General features: G+C 54.1%; 26 protein-coding genes. 13 read left to right on the top strand and 13 right to left on the bottom strand.

Translation table 11 applies throughout. From position 1 onward, the window contains the following. Nucleotides 1–63 precede the first annotated feature (63 nt). The gene (locus H7R56_RS21915) at nt 64–588 is read left to right on the top strand and encodes a GNAT family N-acetyltransferase (RefSeq protein ID WP_106927559.1); all 525 of its coding nucleotides are present in this window, start codon (nt 64–66) and stop codon (nt 586–588) included. Nucleotides 589–729: 141 nt separating this feature from the next. On the opposite strand, the gene yjgA is transcribed toward H7R56_RS21915, so the two are convergent. Further along, nucleotides 730–1,281: a ribosome biogenesis factor YjgA gene (gene yjgA / locus H7R56_RS21910; RefSeq protein WP_106927561.1), complete on the bottom strand. Its 552-nt coding sequence runs from the start codon at nt 1,279–1,281 to the stop codon at nt 730–732. Nucleotides 1,282–1,387: 106 nt separating this feature from the next. Here yjgA and pmbA point away from each other — a divergent pair, with 106 nt between their 5' ends. The 10 genes from pmbA to dagF all read left to right on the top strand — a co-directional run bounded on the left by pmbA (nt 1,388) and on the right by dagF (nt 9,024). Then, the gene (gene pmbA, locus H7R56_RS21905; RefSeq protein WP_106927563.1) at nt 1,388–2,728 is read left to right on the top strand and encodes a metalloprotease PmbA; all 1,341 of its coding nucleotides are present in this window, start codon (nt 1,388–1,390) and stop codon (nt 2,726–2,728) included. A 60-nt stretch (nt 2,729–2,788) separates the two neighbouring features. Next, complete coding sequence (gene cybC / locus H7R56_RS21900; protein ID WP_106927565.1) at nt 2,789–3,175, top strand: cytochrome b562; 387 nt, start codon at nt 2,789–2,791, stop codon at nt 3,173–3,175. A 289-nt stretch (nt 3,176–3,464) separates the two neighbouring features. Next, nucleotides 3,465–3,803, top strand: a complete 339-nt coding sequence (locus H7R56_RS21895) for a glycine dehydrogenase (RefSeq protein ID WP_106927566.1) — start codon at nt 3,465–3,467, stop codon at nt 3,801–3,803. 10 nt (nt 3,804–3,813) lie between these two features. Further along, complete coding sequence (locus tag H7R56_RS21890; RefSeq protein ID WP_004206501.1) at nt 3,814–4,176, top strand: SFCGS family glycine-rich protein; 363 nt, start codon at nt 3,814–3,816, stop codon at nt 4,174–4,176. Nucleotide 4,177: 1 nt separating this feature from the next. Continuing rightward, nucleotides 4,178–4,477: a DUF4312 family protein gene (locus tag H7R56_RS21885; protein WP_106927568.1), complete on the top strand. Its 300-nt coding sequence runs from the start codon at nt 4,178–4,180 to the stop codon at nt 4,475–4,477. Nucleotides 4,478–4,498: 21 nt separating this feature from the next. Further along, entirely contained in the window at nt 4,499–5,275 is a 777-nt protein-coding gene (locus H7R56_RS21880; RefSeq protein ID WP_065358445.1) for a DUF4311 domain-containing protein, read from the top strand. Between the two features lie 12 nt (nt 5,276–5,287). Then, nucleotides 5,288–5,932: a DUF4310 family protein gene (locus H7R56_RS21875; protein ID WP_065358444.1), complete on the top strand. Its 645-nt coding sequence runs from the start codon at nt 5,288–5,290 to the stop codon at nt 5,930–5,932. Nucleotides 5,933–6,036: 104 nt separating this feature from the next. Continuing rightward, nucleotides 6,037–7,170, top strand: a complete 1,134-nt coding sequence (locus H7R56_RS21870) for an amidohydrolase/deacetylase family metallohydrolase (RefSeq protein ID WP_182928417.1) — start codon at nt 6,037–6,039, stop codon at nt 7,168–7,170. Then, nucleotides 7,154–8,272 carry a DgaE family pyridoxal phosphate-dependent ammonia lyase gene (locus H7R56_RS21865; RefSeq protein ID WP_106927572.1) on the top strand — a complete coding sequence of 373 codons (1,119 nt, stop codon included), beginning with the start codon at nt 7,154–7,156 and terminating at the stop codon, nt 8,270–8,272. Before H7R56_RS21870 ends, H7R56_RS21865 begins: the two co-directional genes overlap by 17 nt. After that, nucleotides 8,269–9,024: a 2-dehydro-3-deoxy-phosphogluconate aldolase gene (dagF, locus tag H7R56_RS21860; RefSeq protein ID WP_182928416.1), complete on the top strand. Its 756-nt coding sequence runs from the start codon at nt 8,269–8,271 to the stop codon at nt 9,022–9,024. The genes H7R56_RS21865 and dagF overlap by 4 nt, the downstream gene beginning before the upstream one ends. Before the next feature lie 10 nt (nt 9,025–9,034). Here the strand turns inward: dagF and H7R56_RS21855 are convergent, their stop codons facing one another. From H7R56_RS21855 to H7R56_RS28085, 8 genes are all read right to left on the bottom strand, one after another. Further along, nucleotides 9,035–10,789 (bottom strand): phage tail tape measure protein, encoded by a 1,755-nt coding sequence (locus tag H7R56_RS21855; RefSeq protein ID WP_182928415.1) that lies wholly within the window; start codon nt 10,787–10,789, stop codon nt 9,035–9,037. A 44-nt stretch (nt 10,790–10,833) separates the two neighbouring features. Further along, entirely contained in the window at nt 10,834–11,727 is an 894-nt protein-coding gene (locus H7R56_RS21850; protein WP_182928414.1) for a Mu-like prophage major head subunit gpT family protein, read from the bottom strand. Next, entirely contained in the window at nt 11,720–12,541 is an 822-nt protein-coding gene (locus H7R56_RS21845) for a phage protease (RefSeq protein ID WP_182928413.1), read from the bottom strand. The genes H7R56_RS21850 and H7R56_RS21845 overlap by 8 nt, the downstream gene beginning before the upstream one ends. Before the next feature lie 110 nt (nt 12,542–12,651). Then, on the bottom strand, nt 12,652–13,065 hold the full coding sequence (locus tag H7R56_RS21840) for a hypothetical protein (RefSeq protein WP_182928412.1): 414 nt from the start codon (nt 13,063–13,065) through the stop codon (nt 12,652–12,654). A 6-nt stretch (nt 13,066–13,071) separates the two neighbouring features. Next, nucleotides 13,072–13,809, bottom strand: a complete 738-nt coding sequence (locus H7R56_RS21835; RefSeq protein WP_182928411.1) for a Mor transcription activator family protein — start codon at nt 13,807–13,809, stop codon at nt 13,072–13,074. A gap of 300 nt (nt 13,810–14,109) precedes the next feature. Then, nucleotides 14,110–14,442 (bottom strand): hypothetical protein, encoded by a 333-nt coding sequence (locus H7R56_RS21830; protein ID WP_182928410.1) that lies wholly within the window; start codon nt 14,440–14,442, stop codon nt 14,110–14,112. Continuing rightward, nucleotides 14,435–14,629, bottom strand: a complete 195-nt coding sequence (locus H7R56_RS21825) for a host cell division inhibitor Icd-like protein (protein WP_182928409.1) — start codon at nt 14,627–14,629, stop codon at nt 14,435–14,437. Before H7R56_RS21825 ends, H7R56_RS21830 begins: the two co-directional genes overlap by 8 nt. Nucleotides 14,630–14,681: 52 nt before the next feature. Then, complete coding sequence (locus tag H7R56_RS28085) at nt 14,682–14,765, bottom strand: hypothetical protein (RefSeq protein ID WP_413782714.1); 84 nt, start codon at nt 14,763–14,765, stop codon at nt 14,682–14,684. A 960-nt stretch (nt 14,766–15,725) separates the two neighbouring features. Here H7R56_RS28085 and H7R56_RS21815 point away from each other — a divergent pair. Together H7R56_RS21815 and H7R56_RS21810 are read left to right on the top strand one after the other, a co-directional pair. After that, nucleotides 15,726–16,877 carry a lactonase family protein gene (locus H7R56_RS21815; RefSeq protein WP_106927576.1) on the top strand — a complete coding sequence of 384 codons (1,152 nt, stop codon included), beginning with the start codon at nt 15,726–15,728 and terminating at the stop codon, nt 16,875–16,877. A 22-nt stretch (nt 16,878–16,899) separates the two neighbouring features. Continuing rightward, nucleotides 16,900–18,813 (top strand): BglG family transcription antiterminator, encoded by a 1,914-nt coding sequence (locus tag H7R56_RS21810; RefSeq protein WP_106927578.1) that lies wholly within the window; start codon nt 16,900–16,902, stop codon nt 18,811–18,813. Between the two features lie 17 nt (nt 18,814–18,830). Here the strand turns inward: H7R56_RS21810 and nrdG are convergent, their stop codons facing one another. From nrdG to treB, 4 genes are all read right to left on the bottom strand, one after another. Further along, nucleotides 18,831–19,295, bottom strand: coding sequence for an anaerobic ribonucleoside-triphosphate reductase-activating protein (gene nrdG / locus H7R56_RS21805; RefSeq protein WP_106927580.1), 465 nt, complete (start codon nt 19,293–19,295; stop codon nt 18,831–18,833). Between the two features lie 107 nt (nt 19,296–19,402). Beyond that, nucleotides 19,403–21,541: an anaerobic ribonucleoside-triphosphate reductase gene (nrdD, locus tag H7R56_RS21800; protein WP_182928407.1), complete on the bottom strand. Its 2,139-nt coding sequence runs from the start codon at nt 21,539–21,541 to the stop codon at nt 19,403–19,405. Nucleotides 21,542–21,925: 384 nt separating this feature from the next. Next, nucleotides 21,926–23,581 carry an alpha,alpha-phosphotrehalase gene (gene treC / locus H7R56_RS21795; protein WP_106927584.1) on the bottom strand — a complete coding sequence of 552 codons (1,656 nt, stop codon included), beginning with the start codon at nt 23,579–23,581 and terminating at the stop codon, nt 21,926–21,928. Nucleotides 23,582–23,638: 57 nt separating this feature from the next. Next, entirely contained in the window at nt 23,639–25,060 is a 1,422-nt protein-coding gene (treB, locus tag H7R56_RS21790) for a PTS trehalose transporter subunit IIBC (protein WP_106927586.1), read from the bottom strand. Nucleotides 25,061–25,229 lie beyond the last annotated feature (169 nt).

Raw genomic sequence — 25,229 nt, 5'->3', positions numbered from 1 at the left:
TTGGGGAGAGGGCCGGAGTGAGGGGGCTCGCTCGATCCAGCCCTTTCCCCGGAATCCCAAAAAATGCTAACCGCTCAAAAAATTACCTCAACCGACTCCGTTTTCTTCCCCCCACTGGACACCCTATACACCCACGCCTTTCCCTGGCACGAACAGCGCGAACTCCCCGCCAAACAGCGCGCCCTCAACTCGCCGCACTACGCACTGGAAGCGTGGTTCGACGGTGAGCAGTTTATTGGCATGAGCGGATGCTGGACGTTTGACGGCTACGTCTACATTGAACATCTGGCGGTTGACAGCAGCCTACGCTCTCAGGGCTACGGCAAACGTCTGCTAGGGCAGATCCTCGAACGTGCGCCGAAAACGATTCTGGAAATTGACCCGTTGACCACCGGCATTGCCCACAAGCGCCTGCGTTTTTATGAGGGCATAGGGTTCTTCGCTAATCCGTGGCCGCATACGCATCCGACCTATCACGCCGGTATCGCCGATCACGAATTAATTGTGCTGAGCTACCCGCAGCCGATTGATGAGGTGCAGTACCAGCGCTTCAACAGCGATTTACGTGATGTCGTCATGGGCCGGTAGGCCTGATAAGCGAAGCGCCATCAGGCGATGCAAGCGCAGATTGCCGGATGGCGGCGTAAACGCCTTATCCGGCCTACAGTCTGCGCCAACGTTAGCGAATGGCAAAAAAATACCCTCACGAAGAGGGCATTTTACGGAAGCTTAATCCTGGTGTTCCGATAGCTTGCGCAGATACTGGAAAATCTGGCGGGAAGATTTCGGCGGCTTGTTGCCAGCCTTTTCTTTCCTGGCGTTGCGTACCAGCGAACGCAGCTGCTGACGGTCGGCGTCAGGCCACAGGTTCATGACTTCTTCGATGGCTTCATCGCTGCCATCAACCATACGGTCACGCAGTTGCTCCAGCTTATGGAAAACAACAACCTGCTGGTTGTGGCGGTTTTTCAGCTTATCCAGCGCCTGGCGGAACGGCTCAACGTCGCGCTGGCGCAACATTTTACCAATCAGCTGCAGCTGGCGGCGACGGCCTTCCATTTTAATACGCTGCGCCAGCTCAATGGCGGCGCGCAGGTCGGCGTCCAGTGGGATCTTGTCCAGGGCGTTCTTCCCGAGATCCACCAGTTCCGCACCAAGCTTCTTCAGCTCTTCGGCGTCACGTTTAATTTCACTCTTGCTGACCCAGATAATTTCATCATCTTCGTCCTCGATATCATCACCGGGGACTTCGTCGAGCCAGTCTTCGGGCTGCTTTGTCATTTCAGGCTCCTTAAAAAAGAGGCTAATACTAACAGCTTGAGCGCATACTGAGAAAGGGTTCTCTGTTAGACTTCATTTAACTTTACCTCAGATTATGGCTTAGACGATGAAAGTGATCACACAAGTTGCGGAACAACGTATTGCGCTGGAAAAAGCAGTCTCCACGGCATTAGAGCTGGCGGCAGGTCAATCGGACGGCGCAGAAGTCGCGGTCAGCAAGACCACCGGTATCAGCGTCAGCACGCGATACGGTGAAGTCGAAAACGTCGAATTCAACAGCGACGGCGCGCTGGGGATCACCGTTTATCACCAGAATCGTAAAGGCAGCGCGTCCTCTACCGACCTGAGCCCGGACGCCATTGCCCGTACCGTGCAGGCGGCGCTGGATATTGCGCGCTACACGTCGCCGGACCCGTGTGCGGGCGTGGCAGATAAAGAGCTGCTGGCCTTTGATGCGCCGGATCTCGACCTGTTCCACCCGGCGGAAGTCACCCCGGATGAGGCTATCGAACTGGCCGCGCGCGCCGAGCAGGCTTCGCTAAAAGCGGACAAACGCATTACGAATACCGAGGGCGGCAGCTTCAACAGCCACTACGGCATTAAGGTGTTCGGCAACAGCTACGGCATGCTGCAAAGCTACAGCTCCACCCGCCACTCGCTGTCGAGCTGCGTGATTGCCGAAGCCAACGGCGACATGGAACGCGACTACGCCTACACCATCGGCCGTGCGCTGGGCGACCTGCAAACGCCGGAGTGGGTAGGGGAAGAGTGCGCGCGCCGCACCCTGTCTCGCCTGGAACCACGTAAACTTTCCACCATGCAGGCGCCGGTTATCTTCGCTAATGAAGTCGCGACCGGGCTGTTTGGTCACCTGGTGGGCGCCATCGCCGGCGGCTCGGTGTACCGCAAATCCACCTTCCTGCTCGATTCCCTCGGCAAGCAAATTCTGCCGGAGTGGCTGACTATTGAAGAGCACCCGCATCTGCTGAAAGGGCTGGCCTCCACGCCGTTCGACAGCGAAGGCGTGCGCACCGAGCGTCGCGATATTATTAAAGACGGCATCCTCACCCAGTGGCTGCTGACCAACTACTCCGCGCGTAAGCTGGGCCTGAAGAGCACCGGCCACGCGGGCGGCATCCACAACTGGCGTATCAAGGGGCGCGGCCTGAGTTTTGAAAAGTTGCTTAAAGAGATGGGCACGGGTCTTGTCGTCACAGAACTGATGGGGCAGGGTGTTAGCGGCATCACCGGCGACTATTCACGCGGTGCATCCGGCTTCTGGGTTGAAAACGGCGAGATTCAGTATCCGGTGAGTGAAATCACCATCGCTGGCAACCTGAAAGACATGTGGCGCAATATGGTCACCATCGCCGACGATATTGAGACACGCAGTAATATTCAATGTGGTTCCGTACTGTTACCGGAGATGAAAATCGCCGGGCAGTAATCACGTGCCGGGCGCATCCTGCAGCGCCCGCTTACTTAAATAATAAAAAGGAAGTGAGCAATGCGTAAAAAACTGGTAGCGATGCTGGCGGTCTCCGCGCTGGCGCTGGGTTCGGCGTCGGCGTTTGCCGATCTGGGCGAAGATATGGACACCCTGGCGGAAAATCTGCAGATCGTGCAGAAGTCCACCGACGCCGGTGAGCTGAAAGCGGCGCTGACCAAGATGCGCACCGCAGCAGAAGATGCCAAAAAAGAGACCCCGCCGAAGCTGGAAGGCAAAGCGGCTGACAGCGCTGAAATGAAAGACTATCGCCACGGTCTGGATACCCTGATTGGTCAGATTGACGGGGCTCTGAAGCTGGCGAACGAGGGCAAAGTGAAAGAAGCTCAGGCCGCCGCGGAAGATTTCAAAACCACCCGCAACGAGAACCACAAGAAGTTCCGCTAATCCTTTCTCCGGAAGGTATCGCCCGATACCTTCCGTCTTTCTCTGCCGCAAAACTTCACCGATATCACACTTTTCACCTTCGTTTTACCATGCACTTTTCCAATGACCTTGTCCCACAGACGTGACATTCATCACGCGAATATATCGAAATCGTTATTTTCGTGGTGAATGTGTGAATCCGATCACTCAAGCCGTCTACCTTTCCACTTCGAAGTGGAAAACAACTCGCTACAAACTCCCACCCCCCGGCGTTAGGTTTATCCCCAGAGACATTAGCGGGGTAACACGAGTGAATAACGGAGCGGTAATACACGACGCAGGGGAGCAGGCGCTACAGACCGAACGGCTGGCCGACAAAATGTTGCAGCAGGTGTTCGCACTGTTACGCCGCCGCGACATCACCCCTAACGACGTGCAGCAGCAAATGCTGACCTCCCACGTGCGGGCCATGGCCCACCGGTCCATCAGCGGCGAGCCGCTGCCGGAAGTGGATGCCAGCCTGTTTGAAGAGATTTCTGACGATTCAATGATGCTTGCCCGTGAAGTGGTCGCGGAGTTCGGCAACCTGCCTGATGAAGAGGCGTGGCTGCTTTCCGTTCACTTCGAAGTAGCAAAAGACAACCTGTAAGGAGCAATAAATGGAACAGATCACCGTAGTCATTGGCGACCGCCTGGGTAAAGGACAAAAAGTGGCAGCTGGCGCGGAAAAAGCCGGTGCTCGTGCAGTTGTAGTACCGGGCGTAGCCGCCGACATGAAGCTGGGCGACATGATGAAGGCCGAGAACGCCACTTTCGGCATCTCCTTCTGCGGCAGCGGCGGCGCGGGCGCTATTACCGCACAGACTAAGTACGGCTACAAAGCAAAATACGGCATGCGTTCGGTGGAAGAAGGCGTGACGGCCATCAACGAAGGCTGCAACGTGCTGGGCTTCGGCTTTATGGACAAAGAAGAGCTGGGCGAACGCCTGGTAGAGGCCTGGAAGAAGAAGTACGGCGCTTGATATGAAAGAGCAATTCACCACCACGGTGAGGGTCACGGGCAAAGGCGAGAGCAAAACACGGGCGTTCGCCGATGCCCTGAACCACGTGCAGGCAGCGGTGATGAAAACATCATCGCGCATCCTACTGCGTATTGAGCCACAGGATGTGGCGGTTGTTCATGCGCGCGAAGCGGTACGAAAAGAGGCATTTTTATTCTTCTTTTTACGCCGTGAACGACGAGCGTACAGCGTGGAGCTGGACGTTACCGTCAACGTGACCGCCATCGACATCGATAAAGTGGATTTCGTCACGCAAACCTGATTTTTACCAAAGGGTCAGACTATGTTCCTGATAATTTTAATAAAATCGCTCATTATCGGCGGCCTGGTTGGCGTCGGCGTGGGCGCCGGAGCGGCACGCATGTTTCATGCGCCCACCACGCAGGGGATGGGGGCGTTTCGTACGTTGGGCGAGCTGAACTCCTGTGAAGGCGATCCGGCTTCCCACTTCTCCTTTGGCCTCGGTTTCTTCTTTAACGCCTGGGCTTCTTCCGTTGCAGCAGGTTCTTTCACCCAGGACGTTGACCACCGCATTATCCCGAACTGGGGTGCGGCGGCGCTGATGATTAAGAATCGCAACGTCGGCGAGACGCTGCATGATCCGCGAAAAATGGCGATTGCCTGCGGCATCATCGGCATGATTGTGGTGGCCTTCCTCAACCTGACCGCCTCTTCCGTACCGCAGGCGCTGCAGGTGACGGCAGTTAAAGTACTGGTTCCGGCAGCCAACCTGCTGGTGAACACCGTGATGCCGGTTATTTTCTGGCTGGCGGCGATCGATGCGGGCAAAAAATCCGGCTTCTGGGCCACCATCTTCGGCGGCGCGGCGCAGCTGATTATGGGCAACGCCGTACCGGGCCTGGTGCTGGGTATTCTGATTGGTAAAGGCGTTGAAGAGAGCGGCTGGCACCGCGTGACCAAAGTGATGATGGGCGCCATCGTTGCGCTGTTCGTCCTGAGCGCCTTCTTCCGCGGTTTCGACATGAAGATGATTGAATCCTTCCACCTGACCGTACCGAACTGGCTGGATCTGATCCACAGCTCAATCAGCGGTAAATAACAGGAGCCTGATATGGAACAGAATAAAGGTTTTTGGTATGCCGACTGGTCGTTCCCGATCTTCGTTGGCCTGCTCTCTTCCGGCGTGTTTGCCGGGACGCACATGTACTACCTCTACGGCATTGGCGCCTTCAACGAAGTGGCCTTCGTGGCGATGCTGAAGGCCGGGATTGATACCGGGGCTTACGGCGCGGTGGCGGCGTTCGGCGCGAGCTTCCTGTTCGCCCGTATCATCGAAGGTTCGCTGGTGGGGATCCTTGATATCGGCGGCGCGATTCAAACGGGTGTCGGCCTTGGCGTCCCGGCGCTGCTGCTGGGCGCGGGCATCATGTTCCCGGTGACCAACTTTATCGCCTCCCTGATTACCGGGCTGGTGATTGGTCTGGCGATTGGCTACATCATCATCCTGGCGCGTAAGTTCACCATTAACCAGAGCGACTCCACCTACGGGGCCGACGTGATGATGGGCGCGGGTAACGCCTCCGGCCGCTTCCTTGGCCCGTTGATTATCCTCAGCGCCATGACCGCTTCGATTCCTATCGGTATCGGTTCGCTGGTGGGCGCGCTGCTGTTCTACATTTGGCAGAAGCCGATCACCGGCGGTGCGATCCTCGGGGCGATGATCCTCGGCTCCATCTTCCCGGTAGCGATTAGCTAAGTTTTGCGGTAGGCCGGATAAGGCGTAGCCGCCATCCGGCAACGCTGCCTGATGGCGCTGCGCTTATCAGGCCTACACGCCCCCCATTCCAACAGGAGAGAGATATGTTTGATTTACTCCTGCGCCGTGCGCGCCTCGTCGACGATACCCTGACTGATATCGCCATTCTGGACGGGAAAATCGCGGCGCTGGGCGAGATTAGCGCGCCTGCCCGTAAAACCGTGGTGCTGGACGGCAAATATTACGTCAGCGCCGGCTGGATTGACTCCCACGTCCACTGTTATCCGAATTCCCCGATTTATCACGACGAGCCGGACAGCGTGGGTATCGCCACCGGGGTCACCACGGTGATCGATGCGGGCAGCACCGGCGCCGACGACGTTGATGACTTTTATCAGCTGACCCGCAAAGCGGCGACCGATGTTTATGCGCTGCTCAATATTTCCCGCGTCGGGCTGATTGCCCAGAACGAACTGGCCAATATGGCCAATATCGATGCCGAAGCGGTGAAGCAAGCGGTAGCGCGCCACCCGGACTTTATCGTGGGTTTGAAAGCGCGCATGAGCAGCAGCGTGGTCGGCGAAAACGGTATTACGCCGCTGGAGCGGGGTAAAGCGATTCAGAAAGAAAACGGCGACCTGCCGCTGATGGTGCATATTGGCAACAATCCGCCAAACCTCGACGAGATTGCCGAACTGCTGAGTTCGGGCGACATCATTACCCACTGCTACAACGGCAAACCTAACCGCATTCTGACGCCGGAAGGTGAACTGCGCAGTTCTATCGTTCGGGCGCTGAAGCGCGGCGTGCGTCTGGACGTCGGTCACGGCACCGCCAGCTTCAGCTTTGAAGTGGCCCGCCGGGCGATTGCGATGGGTATTTTGCCGCACACCATCAGCTCTGATATCTACTGCCGTAACCGCATCGACGGCCCGGTGCGCTCGCTGGCGCTGGTGATGTCAAAATTCCTCGCTATCGGTATGTCGCTACCGCAGGTGATTGACTGTGTGACCACTCACGCCGCCGACGGCCTTCGCCTGACGCACAAAGGGCGGCTGGCGGTTGGCTATGATGCGGACCTCACGCTGTTTACCCTCGCGCAGACGCCTACGGTGCTGGTGGATGCCGAAAAAGAGAGCCTACAGGCTGACAAGATTCTGCTGCCGCTTGCCGCGATTCGCGCGGGCAAGGGCTATTTGACCGAACAAGGGAGCGCGGAAAATGCCTTCGATTTTTGAGAAATACGATTTAAAACAAGTGATTAATACTTCAGGCCGCATGACGGCGCTCGGGGTGTCTACCCCGCGCCCGGAAGTGGTTGAAGCGGCGATGGCCGGGATGAATCAGTACTTTGAGATGAAAGATCTGGTCAATAAAACCGGTGCTTATATCGCGAAGCTGCTGGGTGTAGAAGGGGCGACGGTGGTGTCTTGTGCGTCCGCCGGTATCGCACAATCCGTGGCGGCGGTGCTGGTAAAAGACAGCGATTGGCTGCTGGAAAATTTGCACGTGACGCCGATTGAGAACAACGAAATTGTGCTGCCGAAGGGGCATAACGTGAACTTCGGCGCGCCGGTGGGAACGATGGTGGCGCTGGGCGGCGGCAAGCTGGTCGAAGCGGGCTATGCCAATGAGTGTTCTGCCGACCAACTGGCGGCAGCCATCACCCCGCGTACCGCGGCTATTCTGTACATCAAATCTCACCACTGCGTGCAGAAAAGCATGCTTAACGTCGCGCAGGCCGCGGCGGTCGCGCGCAGCCATAATGTGCCGCTGATTGTGGATGCGGCGGCGGAAGAGGATCTGCACGCCTACTACCAGGCGGGCGCTGACCTGGTTATCTACAGCGGTGCGAAGGCGATTGAAGGGCCGACCAGCGGGCTGGTGATTGGCAAAACCCAGTACGTCGAGTGGGTAAAACGTCAGTCGATGGGCATCGGCCGCGCCATGAAGGTGGGCAAAGAGGGCATTCTGGGCCTGACCTGCGCCATTGAACATTACCTGACGGCGACCAAAGAGAGCGGTGCTGAAATGGTGGCGAAGATGACGCCGTTTATCGCGCAGCTCAACACGCTTAACGGCGTGACCGCGCGCGTCGTCTGGGACAGCGCCGGGCGAGATATCGCGCGCGCAGAAATTAAATTTGATGAGGCGACGACCGGCGTGAATACCGGCTCGTTGGTCAACGCGCTGAAGCAGGGCGAATACGCTATCTATTTCCGCGGCTACAAGGCGAATGAAGGCATTATTGAAGCCGATGTTCGCAGCGTGGATGCCCAGCAGCTGGAGATTGTGGCTCGCCGTATTGCCGAAGTGTTGAACAAGGAGAATAACGCATGAAACTGACCCCAAACTTTTACCGTGACCGCGTCTGCCTGAACGTTCTGGCGGGCAGCAAACAGAACGCTAGCGAGATTTATGAAGCGGCGGAAGGTCATGTGCTGGTGGGCGTGCTCTCCAAAAACTATCCGGACATCGCCAGCGCGGTGGCCGATATGCGTGAATACGCAAAACGGATTGATAACGCACTGTCTGTAGGTCTGGGCGCAGGCGACCCGAACCAGTCGGCGATGGTCAGCGAAATTTCCCGTCAGGTGCAGCCGCAGCACGTTAACCAGGTCTTCACCGGCGTGGCAACCAGTCGCGCGCTGCTGGGACAGAGCGAGACCGTGGTCAACGGCCTGGTGTCGCCAACCGGTACTGTCGGCATGGTTAAAATCTCCACCGGCCCGCTCTCCAGCAACGCGCCGGACGGCATTGTGCCGCTGGAAACCGCCATTGCCCTGCTGAAGGATATGGGCGGCAGCTCAATCAAATACTTCCCGATGGGCGGCCTGAAACACCGCGACGAATTTATTGCCGTGGCCGAAGCCTGCGCGCGGCATGACTTCTGGCTGGAACCTACCGGCGGGATCGATCTGGAAAACTACGGTGAAATCCTGAAAATTGCGCTGGATGCTGGGGTAAGCAAAATTATCCCCCATATCTATAGTTCGATTATTGATAAGGCGAGCGGCAATACCCGCCCGGCTGTAGCGCGCCACATAAATCGCGAAACTTTGTCAACTAACTATGGATCAAGATTAGGGTGAATAGATATTTCTAGTTTTGACCTACATTCGTTTTGCCTGCGGAGGCGCTTAGCGTCACGCCAGACTGGTTGGATGAGACGCTTTTCACACGGGCATCACCTTCCACCACGACGCGAATTTCGCCACGCAGCTGCGGCGGCACCAGTGGGTATTGAGAGAATTGTTGCGGGGACACCCACGGGCGAGGGTCGACAACAGGAGTGTCATCCAGAGAATTAAACCAGTCTTTAACATCATCCCAACGGGTGCGACGTTGCTGACTATCGCGATGACGCTTGAACAGCGCTTCTCTTTCTTCATCGTTTTGAGGAAAAGGCAGCAATGCGTAAAGCTCATCGACGGTATTAATCGCCATACCTATTGCCCCACCTTTGTCATATTTACTTTTCTCGGGAAACCCCGAACCATTACCCAAACCACTGGATGGCATATTGGTCACATAAACGGGCATTACGCCAGTTCCGAAAACATCAGCGACACCCGTAGGAATACCTTTTGATTTACCGCCGCCAAATAAATCCCAGGCCCCTTTACCTACCTGAAAGACCTTTCGGGCGGCAATAACACCGCCTGTCACTAAAGCGATGTTTTTGCCAATCTCCATCCAGTTTTCGACGGTTTCCTTATCAACTGAATTAAGAGCGTCTGCAAGCTCCTGAACGGGGCCAGCCAGTTGAGTATTAGTGAATTTCTCTGTCGCGGTGGTCAGGCGCTGTGTTGCCGAAGTAAAATCCCGGGAAGCGTATGCAGCGTCGTCAAGAATGCTCTTACCATCGGCAACAATTTGCACATACGTTTTAAGCTTGGCAGCACCTGCCTCACTGCTAACCCCCTGAATGAGACGAATACTATCCTGATTGAAACCCGCTTTATCTAAGTATCCAGCTTGTTTTTTAGCACCGCTCTGGGCTGAACGCTGCGCGGTCTCTTGCAGAATGGATGGAAGCGAACGTATTTTTCCTTTGGCGTCAAAAACCTGAATACCATTGTTTTCCAGAGCTGATATGACTTTTGGATTCTGGAGATCGGTAATGAAGTTTTCTACAGCGGTTGAGGCTTTTTCACGGTTAGCAGTTACGTCCATTGCGACTTCTGCAACGGTCATTACATCCATTGCGCCTTTGACACCTTTACCACCTGCTGCGGCGTACATTGAAAGAGATGCAGGGAGACGTTCGGCAGCATCTTTCAGTTCGAATGCACCTTCTTTACCGAGACGATTAAGCCCATCAAGTGCCTGTAAAGTGTCTTCTTTTGTTTTGATGTTTAGTTTAAGGAAGTCGGCGATCAACCCACCGATACTTTCACCAGTAGCACCCGATGCAGCAATTGCATTGCCAATATTTTCAGTATTTTTAACTGCAAGATCCAGGTCACCAGAGCGGGCATTTATTTCTTTGAAAGCACCGAGAACATCCGATGTATCAACCCCTACCTTGAATGACACATCCTGTGCTAAATCGAGGATACCGCTCATTTGTTCTCGGGTCTTACCTGCGGTAATCCCCATACGCGTTAACTCACGATCCAGCCCCTTATACTTACTGAGCATGGCACCGCCCGCAAATCCCGCAATCATGCCAGTATAGCGATTGCCTAATATGTCAAGGCCGCGACCAGCTGCTGCGGTCGATGCTTTGACGACTGACATAGCTCGCGCGCTGGTACGGGCGAACTCCGACATATTGGAACCGTACTTTCTGGACATGGCGGTCAGATTGCCCGTCAGATTAATCAGTATTTCCGTGCTCAGTTTGCTGGACATGAATATTCCTTAAATAAAAAGGCTGGTTAAACCAGCCTTTAACATCATTTGAGATACGGGCTAACGATGATTTCAACACGTTTGTAGTTCGGGTTATCTTCACCGTTGTCCAGTTGGCGGCGGAGCAGGATTTTTTCTGCTGCTGAGCGCAACGAGACCGGAACAACGATAATGGATGGCACAATCCCGAGAGGTTCACCACTACTACCCTGAATGGAAAGCATGCCATCGTACACCTGACCGAACGTCTCCTCAGTCAGATCGTCGTAGGATGCAGCGGCACACTGCCACATGCCATAACCAACATTAAGACGTCCATCGATACCGAACAGGTAACGGTTGTTCAGGAACACTTGTGATTCATTTTCGTCTGTAACTGACGTCATAACAATTGGGCGACGATTCTGATAGATAAATGGTTTCAGTCCCTGAGTAGCATCAAACAGATACCATTTGGGCTTAGAGTCTGATTCCGGTGCTGTACCATAAATATTCGATAAAACACCTGAATTAACAGGATGGTCAGTATCAAAAAAATTCTGACCATCAATCCCGAGTGATGCGTGACCTTTTGTCATTGCCTCAAACATCAGCTTGTCTGGAAATGCGGCGGCTTTCCTTCCATATTGCTCAAATATCATGGAGTATTTCCCATAATCATTATCTTCAAAATCTTCACGTTTGATTGAAATACTGCTTTCGAACGTTTTATTTTTAAGAATGTAGTCCTGCGTTGCCAGCTCTTTTAACTGGCGGTCTGCAAGCCATTCTTTAATCTCCGGGAACTCCTCAAGAAATCCATACGCATTCGAACCAGAGGAAGAAGGAACTTCATTTGCAAGCTGAACATGGGAGGGCTGATAAGCCTTTCCTCCCTGTTCAAATTTCACATTAAATGCAACCTGCGCATCAGCAATGACGCCATCAATATTAATCATTCTGTTTTCCTAATGCTGTTAAATACTCTTCTTCACTTACACCAGTGCTACGACACACGGCAACCTGACTATCTGTTAAACGCCCACTGGTTTCTCTGGTACGAGAACGGCGAGTAGTTGCAAATGAATTAACTACTACCCCATGTACTTTCATTTGAAGTTCGGAAAACTTCCTGAACTCATCAACACCAACTTGCGAACACATTGCAACTAAATGCTCGCGTTGCGCCGGGCAGAAAACAGCTTTAGAAATAACATCATCAACAACATCCTGAATCATGGTGCTTTGTGACTTATTAAGCGCATTAAGAATGTCACGAGGAGAACTGATGGTTTCAACACCCAACGCTTTAGCAACGACTGACCATTCATCCTGAGAATTAAGGGCCGTTAAATCGAGGTTGGGTTTATTCGTTAACGCTGCACTACTGAGCCGGGTTATATCTCCATCTTTGACATGATGAAATGCGGGAGAAATAAAACGGTACTCTTTACTGAGGATTGAATTACTGGCTTTCTGCGTCCAGTCAACTTTCCCCCAGACGGAACCGTCTTCACGAACCTCAAGGGTTTCAATCCATCCAGCAGCGGGAGCCTCGCTGCCATTTGCGGCACTAATTTCCGTTGAGTGCTCGTAATCAACGACAAGAGGTAATGCCCGTTTGTTGAATGCATCCACCAGAGACTGTGGATTGCTCAGTCGCCATTTTCGACCATCACGCCCCTGAATATCCGGGCCAGCCGGAAGCAATTCAATCCAGTCAGGAGCGGTTTTATCTGCTTTTAATTCGGAGCAGAATGCTATTAAGTTCATACTTATCACCAGACAACATTTAAAACACGTTTAAATCTCTTCATAAGCGTTTAATGGCTTGAGATGAATACCAGTAGATAGCCTCATCTTAAGACGCGCTCAGAAGACCGTTAGTGCGTTTTCCTGTTAGCATCACATTCAATGCCGGAGACGTTTTCCTGAAAGCCATGTATTGCAATGCAGATATCGTCGACCTGTTTTGTTGTCAGACCATACTCATCCGATGCTTTATCCGTACCGAACATGTCTGCGTATGCTGCAACCTTTGTGCAAAAAATAAGGTGAGAGCAATCCTCCTCACTTTCCGGCATCAGTTTTTCACCCAGTTGAATTTCCATTACCCGCAACATGACGCGCCCGACAAATGAAACACCATTAATTTCATGTTCCGGGTTAAGCCCAATATCATTGCAGGCAATAATGACACCCTGCTCAATATGTCTGAGCGGCTCCGGGAGATTCTTTCTCATGGTTTCAATACCAAGACTGATGCCTGCACTGAATAATTCTTTATTTAATTTCATGTCATGTCATCCCTCGTATTCTTTTATTGCGTCTCTAACACGCTTTGATACAATACTGACCGTTCGAAAACTAACACCGTATTTCCTTGCGATACTTTGAGCATCCATCATATAACCATCGGTATATATATCGACCTCATTAATTATTCTGTTAAGAACATCACCTTTTGGTAAGTAAATCTGAGTGCCTCCAATAGTTCTCATGATATACATCATGGCAACTAGTGATTTACTCATTCCGTTAATTTCCTCTTCTGGGTTAACACCTATTTTCTTAAGTGCAAACTCCAGTGCACCAAGATAAATAGATATGTTACCCCCAACCTTTTGTAATTCACTATCCTTTAGCGCCATAAATGCCCGGCGTTTTATTTTTGCAAGGTCGCCATGAAAATTAAACTCAGGGTTAAACTTAACCATTTCATGATAGAATGAATCTTTATCATAAACATGCATAAAGTCGTCAAAACACATAGTCCCGGCAACATCGCAGAAGAATTCAATTTCAATATCCTGATCGAATTTTTCCTTTGCCGCGTCTAATTGTTCTTTGATCAGTTTTACATAGTGAAAAATACTGGTTATATCACTTGTGTATCCAGAGCGTTTAATAAACTCAAGAATTTCTGGTGTTGTTCTGCTAAAACACCCTGAAACAATAAATTTATTTATCGCCGTAATGTCCTTATGAGGTGGGTACTTAAGCAGATTGCTAAATGAGTTCTTAACATTAGTATTGACCATTATTCCTCACTCTAATCACGGTCATGTATCTGTGCATTGAAGCCCGGGAGGCTTCATAACCCAGTGTTCTGACATATCGGATATTATCGGTAATGTTACGATAGCGATTGTTCTTTATATATTCATCTAACAGACGCTCGTCTCCAGCTGTGAGAAACCTCAGCTTTTTCAAGACTTCCTCCGCATCAGCTTTGGGATGAATTGAGAATATCCGGGAAACGCTGGAAGTGAGGATTAACGCGCTTCATTGATAAAAAAAAGGAGCCGAGGCTCCTTTTTTTTATTCTGTGCAATCTGTCTTTATTTGCTGGAATTCCTTCGCAGACTGGAGTTTGAGGCCAGCTCGCATAAAGCAGTGCTCAGCCCGGACAGTAAATCCGCTGTGGAAGACATATATTTACCCAGGTCTTCAAGTTCATCACCCGACATTTCATCCGGCCCAATTTTACGGCTTCTTGCCGTCATTGCATTCTGTTCTAATAAACGCCCCATCAGGCGCAAGCCACCAAGAACGGAATCATGATGCGCCAGAACGTCATCGAGCAGACTATCTTCGGATTCACGATTAAGTTTGTAAGACAAAACGCCAGATATAAGTTCTTCTACAGTCCGGATGTTTCTCATATCAGCCATGATGCACCGCCTTGCAAGGGATTCGACCTGCGAAAGAAAGCACAAAGCGCCCGGCAAGCTGTCTGCGGGCGGAAATTTCATCAGGAGCGATAACGCTTTCACGATGAGGTTTGCTAAGGAGATCGGCACGACGAACGGCAAGGAAAAGCCAGATAAAACCGGATTGATTTTTGTGAGCAGTAGCCATGATAAACCCTTTTATGATTGGCTTACTTGCCACCACCAAGAGTTCTCACGCTCTAGGGTGGTGACCCAGACGGGGGTGAGAAACCGGCTAAAAGGGAAACCGGCCAGCCCGAAAGCTGCCCCGCCTGAGCCACCATAGACGGATTACAGACGTACAATTGTCTATTAGTAGATCATGGCAACAAAAAAGACGCAAGGCGCGTCTTCTGTTCCGCCTTTTAATTCCGGGTTCTCACGCCCGGTCACCATGTGGGGTGACGTCATTAACTTTATACGAGAGGGCTGCGCTTTGCAACGGCTGTTCGCTCCTAATCCGGGTATCAACCTCTTTATCTTTTTTGAGTTTAAATGCATAAAATGTGAATTTTAATTCATTTATGGCGTGTTTTTACTTTCTTTTAAAAAGACGTGCTGCACACGTAATTCATTGAAAATGATCTATATTTAATAAAATAAGGGAAAAGACACTTTGTCTTTTCCCGGAAAATAGAAAGGTCGATTTCGAGAGTGTTTGTTGCGTGGCAAGATGCACGGTGGGTAAAATATACGCATGGATATATTGATCAAAAACAGTAAGTTAAACCTCGTAAAGGTCAGGAATTAAAATTTTAAATTCCAATTAAACAAAATGAAATGTCGTTCACATTTTATCTGTCATTTTTCAGATTAACCCAGAATGATCCAATTTTATTAGATGGCTACATTTCACCTCTGTTTCGTGGATTAAACCAAATCATGATACCGGGCTGAAAACCGCATATAGCACGTCTGACGTGGTTTTGAGACCATTTTACAGGGTATCTAGATCCAACTTATTTCCTCGAGATCCAACGTAATTCCGGGTTTTTCCTTTGTTCTAAACTTAGGTGTCAAGATACACCGGCGGATGTGCGTCAGCTGCTGGATATGACGAAACAGCTTGTTAAGTAGTGCGATTAACCCCCTCACCCCGGCCCTCTCCCCATAGGGGAGAGGGAGAAAAACTACCGTGCCTTTTGCGCCTCTCGTGCGTAAACGCACCGAACGGTCCCCTCGCCCCTCAGGGGAGAGGGTTAGGGTGAGGGGGAAAACCCCCACCGAACCATCAAGGAGTCACCATGCCAACCGCTCGTCACCTGCTTGTTGCTTCACTCTCTCTGCTTGCCGCCAGCGCCGCCGCGCAGACCCAGTACGCTTGGGTGGGCACCTACAACCCTAACGGCGAAGGTCTGTATCGTTTTACCGTCGATGGAAAAACCGGCGAGCTGCGCGATAAAGCGCTCGTCAGTTCGCTACCGAACGTTGCGCAGCTGACCGTCAGCCAGGATGGCAAAACGCTTTACGCCGCCAGCGAGGTGGAAAAAGGCGTGGTGCAGGCGTGGCGCATTGCTGCGAACGGCGAGCTAAGCAGCCTGAATCAGGTGGCTTCCGGCGGCGCGGGCCCGGTTTATCTTTCGCTTACGCCAAATGGCCGTCATCTTCTGGTGGCAAACTATGTCAGCGGCTCGATTGCCGTCCTGCCGGTGAAAGAGGACGGTAGCCTTGGCGAGGCGGTGGATGTGCATCAGGATCAAGGTCCTGCGGGGGCTGCGCGCCCAGCGGCGGCCGTCGAAGGTAGCTTTGCTATCAGCGATCATAACGGCCCGCATGCGCATATGGTGGCCGCCGATCCGAGCGGGCGGTTTGTTTACTCCACCGATCTGGGGTTGGATCGTCTCTACCAATACCGCATGGACAGCGCCAGCGGCAAGCTCACGCCGAACGATCCGCCGTTTATCGCCGCCTCTTCCGCCGGGGCCGGTCCGCGGCACTTCGTCTTTACGCCTGCGGGTGATGGACTCTGGTTGATTAACGAAGAGGCTTCCACGCTGACTTTCTATCACCTTGATAAACAAAGCGGGGTGCTGCGTGAAGGTAAAACGATCTCGGCATTGCCGAAAGCGTACAAAGGCACCAGCTTTGCTGCGGGCCTGGTGCTGAGCCCGGACGGTAAGCAGCTCTACGTGGCTAACCGTCTGCATAACAGCATCGCTCACTTTAGCGTGATGGCCGATGGCAGCCTGACGCATCAAGAGGATATCTGGACGCGCGGGGACTATCCACGAACGCTAACGCTTGATAAACAAGGACATTGGCTATACGTCATGAATCAGCGTAGTGATAATATTACCCGTTTTAGCGTCGCGCCGAAGGACGGCCGGCTGACGTTTTTACCGGACTATACCCCGGTAGGCAGCCCATCGCAGATGGTGATTTCTGCTCAACCTTAAGCCATAACATCAAGGAACCGACATGCGATTTCCCAATCAACGTTTAGCGCAACTCTTCACTCTGCTGCAAAACGAAACGCTGCCCCAGGACGAACTGGCGCAGCGGCTGTCGGTTTCAACCCGCACCGTGCGCGCCGATATTACGGCGCTCAACGCGCTTTTGCATCAGTACGGCGCACAGTTCGTTCTCGCGCGCGGCAGCGGTTATCAGCTGAAAATTGACGACCCTTCGCGCTATCAGGCGCTGGAAGCATCGGCGCCTAAGCCGCAGCTGCATATACCCCGCACCGTCCAGGATCGCGTGCATTTTCTGCTGGTACGCTTTTTGACCTCAGCGTTCTCCATTAAGCTGGAAGACCTGGCCGATGAGTGGTTCGTCAGCCGGGCCACGCTACAAAATGACATGGTCGACGTTCGTGAGCGCCTCGCGCGTTATCAGCTTACGCTGGAGACGCGCCCGCGCCATGGGATGAAGCTGTTCGGTAGCGAAGTGTCGATTCGTGCCTGCCTGACCGATTTACTGTGGGAGCTGAGCCAGCAAGGGGCGTTAAACCCGGTGGTTCACGAAGGCGTATTTGATGCGAGCGTTCCCACGCTGCTGGAAGGCGTGCTGCAGGAGGTATTACCTCGCCATCATGTTCGCGTAACCGATGAAGGCGAGCGCTTTATCTGTCTGTACGGCGCCGTGGCGGTACGTCGGGTGAGTGAAGGTTTTCCGTTGGCGGATTTCAGCGCGGAAGAGGTCGCGCAGAACGTGCGCGATGCTGCCCATGAGGTTGCCCTCGCCCTGCAGCAGCTGGCGGGAAAGCCCTTTTCGTCGGCGGAAGAAGCCTGGCTCTGCGTGCATCTTGCCGCTCGCCAGGTGCAGGACGTCGACCCGGAAACCATCAGCGCGGACGACGACGAAGCGCTGGTGAATTACATCCTGCGCTACATTAACCAGCAGTATAACTACAACCTGCTGGACGATGCCCAACTGCACGCTGACCTGCTCACCCATATCAAGACGATGATCACCCGCGTGCGCTATCAGATAATGATCCCCAATCCGCTGCTCGATAATATTAAGCAGCACTATCCGATGGCGTGGGATATGACGCTGGCGGCGGTATCGAGCTGGGGAAAATATACGCCGTATACCATCAGCGAAAACGAAATCGGTTTTCTGGTGCTGCACATCGGCGTAGGGCTTGAGCGCCATTACAACATTGGCTATCAGCGCCAGCCAAAGGTGCTGCTGGTATGTGATGCGGGTAATGCGATGGCGCGTATGATCGAGGCTATTTTGCAGCGCAAATACCCGCAGGTGGAAATTGCTGCCACGCTCTCCCAGCGCGATTACGAACAGCGGGAGACCATCGCCGAAGACTTTGTCATCTCGACGGTGCGTATCAGTGAAAAAGACAAACCGATTGTGACGATTGCCCCGTTCCCAACCGACTATCAGCTGGAACAAATTGGCAAGCTGGTGCTGGTGGATCGGACGCGTCCGTTTATGCTGAATAAGTACTTTGACGCCGCGCATTTCCGGGTCATCGACGGGCCGCTCGACCAGCAAAGCCTGTTTGCCGAGCTGTGTCAGCAGCTGCAGCAGGAAGGATTTGTTGATGCGGAGTTTTATGACTCGGTGGTGGAGCGTGAAGCGATAGTCAGCACGATGCTTGGCGACGGCATTGCGTTACCGCACGCGCTGGGTCTGCTCGCGAAAAAGACCGTGGTCTACACCGTCATTGCGCCTGACGGTATTGCCTGGGGCGATGAAACCGCCCACATTATTTTCCTGCTGGCGATCAGTAAAAGCGAGTATGAAGAGGCGATGGCGATTTACGATATTTTCGTCACCTTCCTGCGCGAGCGCGCCATGGCCCGGCTGTCGGCCACCCGCAGTTTTGATGAGTTTAAAACGGTGGCGATGGAGTGCGTCAGCCGGTTTTAAACGGCTGACGAAAGCGCTTAGCGCAGGTGGTGCACCACCTGATTACTGCTGCCGCGCCAGATCAGCGACGGGTCTTTTAAATCCTGCACAAACTTACCGTCAACCAGCACGTTGATAAGGTCGACGACCTCCCTCTGTGCGGCATCGAGTTCGTCAATCTTATAGCCGGTCCAGACCCAGATATCTTTGCCGGGGCATTCGGCGCGGATGCGCTGAACCAGCTGGAGAATTTCCGGCACGTTCTGCGGATGCAGCGGGTCGCCGCCGGAGAGCGAAATCCCCTGACGCTTGACGCGGGTGTCGTTGAGGTCGGCGATAATGCGGTCGGCCATTTCGGTCGTAAACGGCTGGCCGGAGTTCACCCGCCAGGTGCTCTTGTTGTAGCAGCCGGGGCATTCGTGCACGCAGCCGGAAACAAACAGCGTGCAGCGCGTGCCGGGGCCGTTGACGATATCAACCGGGTAATATTGATGGAAGTTCATTTTCGCGTTCCAGATTTTCGGCCAGCATACGGCCGTACAGCGAGCGGTAAAACGGTCCCCTCTCCCCTGTGGGGAGAGGGTTAGGGTGAGGGGATAACCGCTCGGCCTTAACCGAGCTGCCCGTTACCTAGGTGCTTAACGCGGCGCTTAACTTCTTCCTGCTTACCGGCGTTGAACGGACGCGCGTCCGGGCTGCCGAGGTAACCGCACACGCGGCGGGTAACGGAGACGCGGGCGGCGTCGTGGTTACCGCATTTCGGGCAGGTGAAGCCTTTGCTGGTGCACTCGAACTCACCGGTAAAGCCGCACTCGTAGCATTCGTCGATCGGCGTGTTGGTGCCGTAGTACGGCACGTGCTGATAGCTGTAATCCCACACGTCTTCCAGCGCCTTCAGGTTGTGCTGGATGTTCGGGTACTCGCCGTAGCAAATGAAGCCGCCGTTGGCCAGCGGTGGGTACGGTGCTTCGAAGTCGATCTTGTCGTACGGGTTAACCTTTTTCTCCACGTCGAGGTGGAAGCTGTTGGTGTAGTAGCCTTTATCCGTCACGCCTTCCACCACGCCAAATTCTGCGGTGTCGAGACGGCAGAAGCGGTCGCAGAGGTTTTCGCTCGGCGTGCTGTACAGGCTGAAGCCGTAGCCGGTTTCGTCTTTCCACTGGTCAACTGCATCGCGCAGACGCTGAACAATCGCCACGCCTTTCTCACGCAGCATTTCGCTGTCGTACATATGCTGATTGCCGAACAGCGCGTTGATGGTTTCGTGGATGCCGATATAACCCAGCGAAATAGATGCGCGGCCGTTTTTGAAGATTTCGGATACGTCGTCGTCGGCTTTCAGGCGCACGCCGCACGCCCCTTCCATGTACAGGATTGGCGCCACGCGGGCTTTCACCCCTTCCAGACGCGCAATGCGGGTCATCAGCGCTTTACGCGCCAGCACCAGGCGCTCGTCCAGCAGCGCCCAGAATGCCGCTTCGTCACCTTTGGCTTCCAGCGCGATGCGCGGTAGGTTCAGGCTGATCACGCCCAGGTTGTTACGCCCGTCGTGTACCTGTTCGCCGTTCTCGTTTTCCCACACGCCGAGGAAGCTGCGGCAGCCCATCGGGGTTTTAAACGAACCGGTGACTTTAACCACCTGATCGTAGTTGAGAATATCCGGGTACATGCGCTTGCTTGCGCACTCCAGCGCCAGCTGTTTAATGTCGTAGTTGGCATCGCCAGGCTTGTGGTTCAGGCCGTCGCGGATCGCGAAGACCAGCTTCGGGAACACCGCAGTTTTGCGATTTTTGCCGAGGCCCGCGATGCGGTTACGCAGAATGGACTGCTGAATCAGGCGCGATTCCCAACTGGTGCCGAGGCCGAAACCGAAAGTCACGAACGGCGTCTGGCCGTTGGCGGTATGCAGCGTGTTAACTTCATACTCCAGCGACTGGAAGGCGTCGTAGCACTCTTTCTCGGTGCGGGTACGCGCATACTCTTCGGCGTTTGGAATCTGCCATTCGTCGGCAATTTTGCGGTGTTTGTTGAAGCTTTCGGTCACGAACGGCGCCAGCACTTCATCAATACGGTTAATGGTGGTACCGCCGTAAATGTGGCTGGCAACCTGCGCGATGATTTGTGCGGTAACCGCCGTAGCGGTCGAGATGGATTTCGGCGGCTCGATTTCCGCGTTACCCATTTTGAAGCCCAGCGTCAGCATGCCTTTCAGATCGATCAACATGCAGTTGAACATCGGGAAGAACGGCGAGTAGTCGAGGTCGTGATAGTGAATCACGCCGCGCTCGTGCGCCATCACCACGTCATGCGGCAGCAGGTGCTGGCGGGCGTAGTGCTTGGCGACGATACCGGCCAGCAGATCGCGCTGGGTCGGGATGACTTTACTGTCTTTGTTGGCGTTTTCGTTGAGCAGCGCCGAGTTGGTCTGCTCGACCAGACCACGAATTTCCTGGTTCAGGCGGCCGCGCTTCTCGCGCTGGCTATCGCGGTCGTGGCGGTATTCGATATAGGAACGAGCCAGCTGTTTGTACGGCCCGGACATCAGCTGGTTCTCAACGGCGGTCTGGATTTCGTTGATATCAACCTGCGCCTGGCCCTGCATTTGTTGGCTTACGATTGCTGCGACGGTGGCGCAATAATCTGCGTCATCGACTCCCGCTGCTTTAGCTGCACGCAGAATTGCTTCTTTGATGCGCTCTGATTTGAACGGCACTTTACAGCCATCTCGTTTCATCACATGCGGTGTCATGATCACTCCATTATTTATAAGAACTGGTTATCCACAGAAGTGGGAAAACGGTGAATGGCGTAATGGTGCTATTAACCAATACTTTCCCCCACTCGCGGCCCAGGTTATCCACATACCGGCTATTTTTTGGTAATTCTCATTGTGGCAATAATAGTCGATAAACACCATATGTTGGGCCGGGGTGCATTTTAAGTTCTATATGTAGTGATTTGCATCAAACTTGTTTGCGCTTTTATTGATTCAGGACAAAGTAAAAATGCGAGAGTACATATGGCAGGCGTTATGGATTATGTAAATTTTATTGCGCAATAAATGTCCAGAAAAGGGCGTGGAAACAGCGAGATGCAGGCAGGCCCGGCAGCACAGCGCTACCGGGCAGGATGCTTAGCCCTGAAGCCACCAGATAGCTTCAAACGGACGCAGGGTGATGGCGGTAGGGGAGGCTGCGGCATCGTCGTAGTTGCTCATCAGCACGCGCGCATCGGCAAGGTCTTCCGTTGGCTGCCACGTCTGGTGCTCACCGCTGAGGTTGGCAAGCACCAGCAGCGTTTGCCCTTGCCACTGACGGCGGTAGCACCACAGAGAAGGATGTTCTGGCAGCAGATCCTGATAGTCACCCCAGGTCAGCACCGGCTGCGACTTGCGTAGCGCAATCAGCTGCTGGTAGGCATAGAACACCGAATGCGGATCGGCCAGCGCGCGCTCAACGTTGATGTCGGCGTAATTATCGCAGACGCCAATCCACGGTTCGCCGCGGGTAAAGCCGGCGTTGGTGCTGGCATCCCACTGCATCGGCGTGCGGCTGTTGTCGCGTGATTTGCTGGCCAGGATCGCCAGCAGCTCATCGGCGCGTTGCCCCTCTGCCAGCCGCTCGGCGTACATATTGTGGCTTTCTACGTCGCGATACTGCTCAATCGTAGCGAAATGCGGGTTGGTCATGCCAATCTCTTCGCCCTGATAGATATACGGCGTGCCCTGCATGCCGTGTAGCACCATCGCGAGCATTTTGGCGGCGGTGACGCGGTGCTCGCCTTCATCGCCAAAGCGCGAGACGATGCGCGGCTGGTCGTGGTTACACCAGAACAGCGCGTTCCACGCCCGGTTGTGCATTCCCTGCTGCCAGTGGCTGAACAGGGTTTTCAGCGCGACGTAGTCCGGGCGCGCCAGCGTCCACTTCTCGCCGCCCGGGTAGTCGACCTTGAGGTGGTGGAAATTGAACGTCATCGACAGCTCTTTACCGTCGAGCGAGGCGTACTGCTGACAATTTTCCAGAGAGGTTGAGGACATCTCGCCGACGGTCATCAGCTGGCGCGGGGTAAAGACGTCGCGGCTGAACTCCTGGAGGAATTCATGGGCGCGTGGGCCATCGGTATAGAAGCGGCGGCCGTCACCCTGATGGTCGTCCGGGAAGGATTGATCCTTGGAGATCAGGTTGACGACGTCGAGACGCAGGCCGTCGACGCCGCGATCGGCCCAGAACTCGCAGACCTTTTTCAGCTCGGCGCGCACCGCGTCGTTTTCCCAGTTGAGGTCCGCCTGCTCGGTGGCGAACAGGTGCAGATAGTACTGGCCGCTCTCGGCGTCCCACTGCCAGGCGTTACCGCCAAACTTGGAACGCCAGTTGTTCGGCGGCGTGTCCGGCGTACCGTCGCGCCAGATGTAAAACGAGCGGTAAGGGCTCTCTTTTTTACGCGATTCTTTGAACCATGCGTGATGCGTTGAGGTGTGATTCAACACCATGTCGAGCACGATGCGGATACCGCGCTGGTGCGCCTCGGCAACCAGTTGATCGAAGTCGTCGAGCGTACCGTAAGACGGATCGATCGCCGTATAGTTGGCGACGTCATAACCGTTGTCGACCTGCGGTGAGACGTAGAACGGGGTCAGCCAGATGGCGTCGATGCCGAGTTTTTGCAGGTAGTCGAGACGAGACGTCACACCGCGCAGATCTCCCGTGCCGCGGCCGGTGGTGTCCTGAAAGCTCTTCGGGTAAATCTGGTAGATAACGCCGTTTTGCCACCAGTGGGGAAGTGTATTCATGGGATTGTCCTTTAAGAAGGCGAAGGGGCGCAATTGCGCCCCGAACAGAGTTGAGATTTACGCGACCGGCAGCGTGCCCTGACGCAGCTTGCGTTTGTACACCGCCATGGTCAGAAGGATGGGCACCACGACGGCGATAATCATCGCAAGGCTGTAGATGCCCCAGAAGGCCGGTTTAATGGACAGAATGCCCGGCAGGCCGCCGACGCCGATACCGTTCGCCATCACGCCATACAGGCCGCACAGCAGGCCGGCGATGCCGGAGCCAATCATGGCGCAGAGCATCGGGAAGCGATACTTCAGGTTGATCCCGTACATCGCCGGTTCGGTGACGCCAAGGTAGGCGGAAATGGCCGCCGGGACGGAGATCTCACGTTCATTCGCCTTACGGCTGCAAATGATGATGCCGACAACCGCAGAAGCCTGTGCGATGTTAGACAGGGCAATCATCGGCCATACCGGGGTGCCGCCCATGCTCTGGATCATCTGCATATCAATCGCCAGCGTAGTCTGATGCACGCCGGTAATCACCAGCGGCGCATACAGGAAGCCAAACAGCGCGGCGCCAATTGGCGCGAAGCTGCCGGTCATCAGGTGACGAACGGCAAAGGCCACGCCGTCGCCAATCCAGCGGCCGAACGGGCCGATGATGGCGTGAGCAAGGAATACGGCGAGAATGATGGAACACACCGGTACGATCACCAGGTACAGGTAGTCAGGCACGATGCGTTTCAGGCGCGTCTCAATAAAGCCGAGCGTCAGGCCTGCCAGCAGCGCCGGGATGACCTGAGCCTGGTAGCCGACTTTGGCAATGGTAAACAGGCCGAAGTTCCACACTTCCGGTACCTGCTGGCCTAGCATGTAGGCGTTCATCAGCTGCGGTGACACCAGGGTGACGCCCAGCACGATGCCGAGAATCGGCGTACCGCCCATTTTCTTCACCGCCGACCAGCAGATGCCTACCGGCAGGTAGAAGAAGATGGCTTCGCCAATCAGCCATAAGAAGTCATAAATGGTTTGCAGCGACGGATGCATCTGCGCCAGCGTCTGGCCGTTGCTCATCGGCAGGTCGCCGATGACGTTGCGGAAGCCTAAGATCAGACCCCCGCTGATCAGCGCTGGCAGCAGCGGGAAGAAGATTTCCGCAAAGTGGGAAATTAACTGCTCGTGCCATTTCATATTCTGGCGTGCTGCCAGCTTGGCCTGTTCTTTATCCGCCTCTTTTTGCCCGGTGGTCGCCAGTAAAGCTTGATAGTAGTCGCCTACTTCGGTACCGATAACGACCTGGAACTGCCCTGCGTTGGTAAAGCAGCCCTTCACCATCGGCAATTCTTCAATGGCTTTCGGGGAGGCTTTGGCCGGGTCGTTCAGCACAAAGCGCAGGCGTGTGATGCAGTGGCTGACGGTCGCGATATTGTCGCGTCCGCCGACCAGTTCGATAAGTTTATCGATGTTCTTTTGGTCTATTTTTTTGCTCATGATAGGGCCTTCAAACAGAGATAAGATCTCCCCGATAGCCGTCAATGCAGACTGCCGTTACGCTGGCGATCGGACGGGCTCAGGATATGAATCGTGAGTAATACGCTGAATATAAGCGTAGCGGGTTTATCGTTTATGGAGAATGGGAACGTTCCCGAAACGTTGCAAC

The sequence above is a fragment of the Klebsiella sp. WP3-W18-ESBL-02 genome (assembly GCF_014168815.1).
Taxonomy (GTDB): Bacteria; Pseudomonadota; Gammaproteobacteria; order Enterobacterales; family Enterobacteriaceae; genus Kluyvera; species Kluyvera ascorbata_B.
This window is presented reverse-complemented; position numbering and strand designations above follow the sequence as displayed.

Bases quoted from the DNA above. Each gene is read 5' to 3' on its own strand.
- H7R56_RS21915 (WP_106927559.1), top strand. From the start codon at position 64: ATGCTAACCGCTCAAAAAATTACCTCAACCGACTCCGTTTTCTTCCCC.
- yjgA (WP_106927561.1), bottom strand. From the start codon at position 1,281: ATGACAAAGCAGCCCGAAGACTGGCTCGACGAAGTCCCCGGTGATGAT.
- pmbA (WP_106927563.1), top strand. From the start codon at position 1,388: ATGAAAGTGATCACACAAGTTGCGGAACAACGTATTGCGCTGGAAAAA.
- cybC (WP_106927565.1), top strand. From the start codon at position 2,789: ATGCGTAAAAAACTGGTAGCGATGCTGGCGGTCTCCGCGCTGGCGCTG.
- H7R56_RS21890 (WP_004206501.1), top strand. From the start codon at position 3,814: ATGGAACAGATCACCGTAGTCATTGGCGACCGCCTGGGTAAAGGACAA.
- H7R56_RS21885 (WP_106927568.1), top strand. From the start codon at position 4,178: ATGAAAGAGCAATTCACCACCACGGTGAGGGTCACGGGCAAAGGCGAG.
- H7R56_RS21880 (WP_065358445.1), top strand. From the start codon at position 4,499: ATGTTCCTGATAATTTTAATAAAATCGCTCATTATCGGCGGCCTGGTT.
- H7R56_RS21875 (WP_065358444.1), top strand. From the start codon at position 5,288: ATGGAACAGAATAAAGGTTTTTGGTATGCCGACTGGTCGTTCCCGATC.
- H7R56_RS21870 (WP_182928417.1), top strand. From the start codon at position 6,037: ATGTTTGATTTACTCCTGCGCCGTGCGCGCCTCGTCGACGATACCCTG.
- H7R56_RS21865 (WP_106927572.1), top strand. From the start codon at position 7,154: ATGCCTTCGATTTTTGAGAAATACGATTTAAAACAAGTGATTAATACT.
- dagF (WP_182928416.1), top strand. From the start codon at position 8,269: ATGAAACTGACCCCAAACTTTTACCGTGACCGCGTCTGCCTGAACGTT.
- H7R56_RS21855 (WP_182928415.1), bottom strand. From the start codon at position 10,789: ATGTCCAGCAAACTGAGCACGGAAATACTGATTAATCTGACGGGCAAT.
- H7R56_RS21850 (WP_182928414.1), bottom strand. From the start codon at position 11,727: ATGATTAATATTGATGGCGTCATTGCTGATGCGCAGGTTGCATTTAAT.
- H7R56_RS21845 (WP_182928413.1), bottom strand. From the start codon at position 12,541: ATGAACTTAATAGCATTCTGCTCCGAATTAAAAGCAGATAAAACCGCT.
- H7R56_RS21840 (WP_182928412.1), bottom strand. From the start codon at position 13,065: ATGAAATTAAATAAAGAATTATTCAGTGCAGGCATCAGTCTTGGTATT.
- H7R56_RS21835 (WP_182928411.1), bottom strand. From the start codon at position 13,809: ATGGTCAATACTAATGTTAAGAACTCATTTAGCAATCTGCTTAAGTAC.
- H7R56_RS21830 (WP_182928410.1), bottom strand. From the start codon at position 14,442: ATGGCTGATATGAGAAACATCCGGACTGTAGAAGAACTTATATCTGGC.
- H7R56_RS21825 (WP_182928409.1), bottom strand. From the start codon at position 14,629: ATGGCTACTGCTCACAAAAATCAATCCGGTTTTATCTGGCTTTTCCTT.
- H7R56_RS28085 (WP_413782714.1), bottom strand. From the start codon at position 14,765: ATGGTGGCTCAGGCGGGGCAGCTTTCGGGCTGGCCGGTTTCCCTTTTA.
- H7R56_RS21815 (WP_106927576.1), top strand. From the start codon at position 15,726: ATGCCAACCGCTCGTCACCTGCTTGTTGCTTCACTCTCTCTGCTTGCC.
- H7R56_RS21810 (WP_106927578.1), top strand. From the start codon at position 16,900: ATGCGATTTCCCAATCAACGTTTAGCGCAACTCTTCACTCTGCTGCAA.
- nrdG (WP_106927580.1), bottom strand. From the start codon at position 19,295: ATGAACTTCCATCAATATTACCCGGTTGATATCGTCAACGGCCCCGGC.
- nrdD (WP_182928407.1), bottom strand. From the start codon at position 21,541: ATGACACCGCATGTGATGAAACGAGATGGCTGTAAAGTGCCGTTCAAA.
- treC (WP_106927584.1), bottom strand. From the start codon at position 23,581: ATGAATACACTTCCCCACTGGTGGCAAAACGGCGTTATCTACCAGATT.
- treB (WP_106927586.1), bottom strand. From the start codon at position 25,060: ATGAGCAAAAAAATAGACCAAAAGAACATCGATAAACTTATCGAACTG.